Below are 6630 nucleotides of genomic sequence, written 5' to 3'. Positions count from 1 at the left end.
CTCCCCTTTAACTTCCTCTATTTTAGCAACGGAAGTTATTTCGTCATCTTCATTTAATCTTATCAGCTTCACGCCCTGTGTGGCTCTACCTATCACTCTTAGATCGGCAACAGCCATCCGGATAGTAATACCCGATTTGTTAATGATCATCAGGTCATCAGTATCTACCACATCATTAATAGAGACTAAGTGGCCTGTTTTTTCTGTAATATTTATTGTCTTTACGCCCTTCCCTCCCCTGTTAGTGATCCTGTAATCGTCAATAGAAGAACGTTTGCCAAAGCCCTTTTCTGCAACTACCAATAAATTAACCTCAGATTCATCACGCTGTTTTACACAAACCATGCCAATTACCCTGTCCTTTTTTTCTCTCAAGGTGATCCCTTTTACGCCTGCTGCCAGCCTTCCCATAGGCCTCACGCGCTTTTCATTGAATCGAATGGCATTGCCAGATCGCAAAGCTATTACTACCTCGTTATCCCCATCTGTTAGCTTTGCCTCAAGCAGCCTGTCGCCTTCATTTATTGTTATTGCATTGATCCCGTTTTGGCGAACCCTAGAATATGCTTCAAGTTTTGTTTTCTTTATTTTACCTTTGACAGTGCACATTACTAAGTAATTATTGTTAATGTATTCCTCATCCTTAAGGGTTTTAACATTAATTACCGCACGCACTTTATCATCTTTTGCAATATTGATCAGATTCTGCAAGGCACGGCCTTTTGAATTTTTACTGCCCTCCGGAATTTCATATACTTTTTTCCAGAACACTTTTCCGGCTTCGGTCAAGATCAGCAAATAATTATGTGCGCTGGCAATGTAGAGATGCTCTGTAAAATCGTCATCTTTGGTGATCACTCCCCTGGAACCAATGCCTCCCCTACCCTGTGTCCTGTACTCGTCTGCCGGGGTTCGCTTAATATAACCTTCATGAGAGATCGTGATCACCATTTCTTCATCAGGAATGATGTCCTCTATTGAAATATCCTCTGCCGAATGAACGATCTCGCTCCTTCGCTCGTCTCCATACCGTTCTTTGATCTCAGTCAATTCATCTTTTATTATTTTCATCCTCAAGCCTTCATCTTTTAATATTGCCTTGAGTTGTTTTATTAATTCGGTTACTTCTTTATATTCTTTTTCTATTTTTGCTCTTTCAAGCCCTGTCAATCTTTGAAGGCGCATATCCAGGATGGCCAGCGACTGAATTTTTGAAAGCTTGAATTTTTTCATCAGCCCATTCCTGGCAACAACGGGGTCTTTAGAGCTTCTGATCAATTTGATCACCGCATCAAGCTTGCCAAGAGCTATGAGCAGCCCTTTTAAAATATGTTCCCGTTTCTGTGCTTCCTTTAATTCATAATTTGTTCTGCGAACTACAACTTCATGCCGGTGTTTTACAAAGTAAACGATCTGATCTTTAAGATTAAGTACCTCAGGCCTACCACTGACTATTGCAATATTGTTAACATTAAAAGCGGTTTGCAGTTGTGTGTACTTGTATAAATTATTTAAAACGATATTGGGGATGCTATCTCTTTTCAGATCATATACTATGCGCATGCCATCTTTATCCGACTCGTCCCAGACAGCAGAGATACCTGTAATTTTCTTTTCATTTATCAGCAGAGCGGTTTTCTCGACCATAAGCGCCTTATTGACCTGGTATGGTATTTCAGTAACGATGATCTTTTCATTGCCGTTTTTATCTGTTTCAAACGTTGCTTTTGCTCTCATCACTATTCTGCCTTTGCCCGTCTCAAAAGCAGCTATAACTCCCTGGTAGCCATGAATAATACCTCCGGTAGGGAAATCAGGAGCTTTGATGTATTGCATCAATTCCGGGATCGTAATTTCATTGTTGTCAACATAGGCTATGGTCCCGTCAATAACTTCAGAGAGGTTATGAGGCGCCATGTTGGTAGCCATTCCCACAGCTATGCCCGATACTCCATTGAGCAGTAAATTGGGTATCTTTGAAGGCATCACTACCGGTTCAGTGAGTGAGTCATCAAAATTAGGCTGAAAATCTACGGTGTCTTTATTCAGGTCTGCTAATAATTCTTCGGAAATTCTTTTGAGCCGTGCTTCGGTGTATCGCATTGCAGCAGGCGGGTCATCGTCCACGGAGCCAAAGTTACCTTGCCCGTCCACTAAGGGGTACCTTAATGACCAGGGCTGAGCCATCCTTACCATTGCATCATATACAGAGGTATCACCATGGGGGTGATATTTACCGAGCACCTCCCCTACTATTCTTGCTGATTTTTTGTGCGATTTGTTGTAGTTAACCCCTAAATCCAGCATCCCGTACAACACCCTTCGGTGCACCGGCTTAAGTCCGTCCCGGACGTCCGGCAGCGCCCTGGAAATGATCACAGACATAGAATAATCTATGTATGCGCTGCGCATTTCCTCTTCTATGTTGATGGGAATGATATTCGCGGTTTCAGGCATTAATGGGTATTTATTTTATACACCTATTTTTTATAGATGCAAATATAGTATTATTTTATTTTAACAATGATCTATTACTGTTTTTTAAAGTTGGATCAAGTTCATATGCTTTATTTAAGTAATATTGAAAAGGTTTTCTATTATATTGTTCTCATATTCCTATTTTTTCTTAACCTTCGTATCTTTCAGATCCTCCCCTACCCTAGGGCTTTGATTACTAAAAAGCCACGTCCTTCCCCTGAACACTTGTCCTTGCGGCCTTCTTTTTGACGGATGATAGTGCATCAACCTGGCGCGACATGATTTAATTTTACACATGGAAGTCAAAATACCAAAGTGCCTTTTGAGGAAGTGCCCGCTTTTACATGAATCGGTATTACAGCGCGGAGCACAGCTATAAATTGACAGCGAAAAAAATAATAATAAAAATAGACGTTTCATTGTGCTAAATTAGATAAAAATCGTGTAAGTATAAAATTTTTTTGATAATTTTACATTTATGGACATTAAACTATTAAATAAGGTTCATGATTTTACCGAATGGACATCGCTTGCTTTTGAGCATTTCAACAGCGATCGATTTTCAGATGCCCTTACCAATATGCGTAAGTCTGGTGAGGCAGCCAGTAAGTTGATCGTTTTTCAAAAATATCCTGGTCAGGTAGGCGAGTATAAAGCCCAAAAGAGCTATAAAGAATTGATCAATTTATTGACTGATGAAAATCTCGTGCCACGCAAAGTGATCAACTGGTTAGAGACCTTCCAGATTCACGGAAACATTGCTACGCACGATAACCAGATCGTTCATACTCAGGCAGGCTATGGGAACATGGCCTTGATGCTGCTCGCAGTATGGTTGTTCAGGGAACATCTTAACAAAGATATTCCAATAAAACTAAAAAATTTTATGGATCAGGAGCGGGATGAGAAGAAACTGCGGGAACAGGTAGAATTTATGCAAAGCCAGCTAAACATCGCACAAAAAGAATCACAAAAGCTAAGACAAGCGCTTGAGATTTCGGGAGATCAAAGCAAAAAAAACTTCGATGATGCAGAGATTTTGAAAAGAGAGCTACAGACAGCACAAAGTAAAATAGAAGATTTAGAGCCATTAAAACAAAAAACATCTCAGCTAGAAAAAAAACTTCAAAGCGTTTTGAAGGAAGCAGGGCAATTAAAAATTCATCAGCAACAAGCAAAACAAACAGAAGTTGATAGAGCAGCAGCTAAATCCCATATATTTCAAATCAGCAGCAAAAAAATCGGAATAGCGATAGGGATCTTATTATTACTTGGCTTTATCGGAACTGCTATTTGGCTTCATCCCTTTTGGAAAGATTCAAAAAAAGAAAATCAGCCATTAGCAACAACAGAAGAAAAGCCGTTCACAGTATTGATACTTCCCTTTTCTGTTTTACAGGATAATCCTAATATCATAGTAAAATTAGAAGATGCTATCTTACGCAGGTTGATCCAAAAAATTGAAGATAAAAAGCTCTTCATGCAGGTTCACTATCGACCAGAAGTAGATAAGCCGGCTGTTACTTATAAGCAAGCCTTTGATATTGGAAGGAAGCAAAAAGCTAACGTAGTGATTTTTGGCGAAATATATGAACAGGCATCCGGAGACAGTGTTCAGGCATCCATTAAATATACGCTCTTGAATGAGGATATCACAAAGCAGGTGAAAGGTTCAACCGGGATCAAATCCTTTGCCACACTCACAGATATTCATGCAGGAAAATTACAAGATCATATCGAATGGGTTATAGATATGGCTATTGCTTATAACCTTATTAATCAAAGCAAGCATACCGAGGCGCTTGTTTTATTAAATATAATAATTCCGGTTACAGACGATCAACAATACTCCCTCTCTGATCTTAAAGCATTGTGTTATAATGCAACCGGTAAATATTATGACGCCATGAAGGAGATTGAAAAAATGCTTAAAATACATCCGGATAATGCTTATGCTAATAACTTTTTAGGTATTGTATCAATGCATACCGGAGATTACGATGAAGCCGAAAAAGCATATAAGAAAGCCCTTGAATTGGATACCAACAATGCTGGTTATCTGCTTAATTATGCCGATCTGCTTTGTCATGATCATATTAAAAACTACAACAAGGCAAAGAAGCTTATTTTAGCAGCCTTACAAAAAGCCCCTTTCAGCTCAACAGCTTTTTTTTATCTGGCAGAAATAGAAATGTTTTTAATGGATTATCAGGGAGCTAAAACACACTATCTGAAAACCCTGGAGCTTGACTCCCTGCATACCAGCGCTAAAACAAAGCTGGCAGAGGTTTTAGCATATCATTTTGACCAGCTTGAAGAAGCAGTTTCATATTTAAACGAGGTCATTAAAAAAGATAGCGCAAATCAATATGCACATGAGCTGCTTGGTAATATTTTTGCAAACAGCCGGCTTAAAGATATTGAAAAAGCCCGGCATCATTTTCACTTAAGTAAAAAATATCAAGCTTCTGTGGGAGCAAATACCTGGATTGGATTAGGTTTCGTAGCACACGATAAAAAAAATTATAAAGCAGCAGAAGAATATTATCTGAAAGCTTTACAATCTGATACCGCTAACTTAAATCTATTGCTGAAAATAATTCAACTTTACAACGTCTTACAAAGGTATGACGAATTAAGAACTTACCTTGATAAAGCATATCAGTTAGACTCTTTAAATTTTACAGTCAATTATGATTATGGCATGTTCTACTACATCGCTGAAAATCCTCAATATTATGACCAAAAGAAAGGGCAATGGCATTTTGAAAGAGCGCTGAAAATAAATCCTTATGACGTTCTTACATTACAATATTTGGGAGTAATTTATTACCAGCAAGCACAATATGTGAGGGCAAAAAACAGCTTTTTAAATATAGTTAAAATCAAACCAGGGCATTACATGGCAAATATGTATTTAGGTTCAATTGCTGAAATAGATGCTGATAAGAAAAAGGCAAAAGGTTACTACGAAAAAGCTATGTCCAGTGATGCCAGTCAAGTTGCACCTTATGTCGGATTGAGCATGATTTTATCACAAGAACCTTTTAATAATTATGATCTGGCGCTCCATTATGCTCAAAAAGCTGCTGATCTAAAACCGAAAGTTGGGGAATATCATTATAAAATAGCCCGGGTTTTTTATCTTACCGGCAAAATAAGTAAAGCTCAAAAACACTATTATCAAGCGGTTCAACTTGATCCGAACCTGAAAAACGAAGAATTTGAAAAGAGTTTACCTTGATAGCGCATAGCGCATAGAGCCATACGTTTTGCTAACAATAAATCGCAAAACAATGAAACAATATTAACGTTAGAGCTATGTAACAATGTAACAATGAAACAATATAACAATATAACCATCAAAATTAGGAGCAGGTTTATTGCTGCTACTGCTATTATGCTGCTCTTTACCCCATTCTTGCTGACTGCTCAAAACGATACTATCTTTTCAGGAAATTTGGTTATTCACAAAGACAACACGCTAAAATTAAGCCCCTTTCACTTTATCACAAGTACCTTTATGATAGGCTTAGAACATACTATTGGAAAAAACCGGACTATTCAATTATTGCCAGGGGTAACGTTTGCCGAAGAATCAAATATATATAATGCCAAAGACGTATTCGGGCTGTCTGTTGAGGTACATTACAGAATATATCTTGAAAAAGGTGCAAAACGGCTCATGGGTCTAATGAATAATAAGCTTTCGGGTTTATATGGAGCGCCTTACCTGTTTTATAAGCAAATAAGCATGGATAAAAAAATAAGTTATTTTTGTCCTGATAATCAATGTTCTCCGGGGGGGATTATAACAGAAAATGAATTTGTAGAAGCCTGGTCAGTTGGAGGCGGGCTTATTATGGGTTATCAATTTATAGTAAACAATGTAGCGGTGCTGGATGTTTTTGGAGGTGGAGGGGTAAAATACAGTCAAAATAATATTAAAGCTTCTATGAACGGTTATATTACAAGCGATAACAGCTTACTTGGCTTTAATACCGGTGTAGTACCCAATTTTGGATTTCTTTTAGGAGTTTATTTTTAAGTAAAAAGTAAAAAGTAAAAATATTGCAGCACGAAATTTATTTCGTGGTAAAATTATATATCCCGCGATATAAATATCGCGCTACAGTTAGTTTGATATTGCTG

Annotated in this window: 4 protein-coding genes; 2 read left to right on the top strand and 2 right to left on the bottom strand. The window is 37.9% G+C overall.

Going from position 1 to position 6630, the window contains the following annotated elements; translation table 11 throughout:
* Both gyrA and FVQ77_17040 read right to left on the bottom strand, forming a co-directional pair.
* Window positions 1-2457, bottom strand: a 2457-nt coding sequence (gyrA, locus tag FVQ77_17045) for a DNA gyrase subunit A (GenBank protein MBW8052010.1), incomplete at its 3' end; no start/stop codon positions are given.
* A 159-nt stretch (window positions 2458-2616) separates the two neighbouring features.
* Window positions 2617-2898 carry a hypothetical protein gene (locus tag FVQ77_17040; protein ID MBW8052009.1) on the bottom strand — a complete coding sequence of 94 codons (282 nt, stop codon included), beginning with the start codon at window positions 2896-2898 and terminating at the stop codon, window positions 2617-2619.
* Window positions 2899-2956: 58 nt separating this feature from the next.
* On the opposite strand from FVQ77_17040, the gene FVQ77_17035 reads away from it, so the two are divergent.
* Together FVQ77_17035 and FVQ77_17030 are read left to right on the top strand one after the other, a co-directional pair.
* The gene (locus tag FVQ77_17035) at window positions 2957-5722 is read left to right on the top strand and encodes a tetratricopeptide repeat protein (GenBank protein ID MBW8052008.1); all 2766 of its coding nucleotides are present in this window, start codon (window positions 2957-2959) and stop codon (window positions 5720-5722) included.
* Window positions 5723-5815: 93 nt separating this feature from the next.
* The gene (locus FVQ77_17030; GenBank protein MBW8052007.1) at window positions 5816-6526 is read left to right on the top strand and encodes a DUF3575 domain-containing protein; all 711 of its coding nucleotides are present in this window, start codon (window positions 5816-5818) and stop codon (window positions 6524-6526) included.
* The last annotated feature ends 104 nt before the right edge of the window (window positions 6527-6630 follow it).

This window comes from Cytophagales bacterium (assembly GCA_019456305.1).
Lineage (GTDB): Bacteria > Bacteroidota > Bacteroidia > Cytophagales > VRUD01 > VRUD01.
This window is presented reverse-complemented; position numbering and strand designations above follow the sequence as displayed.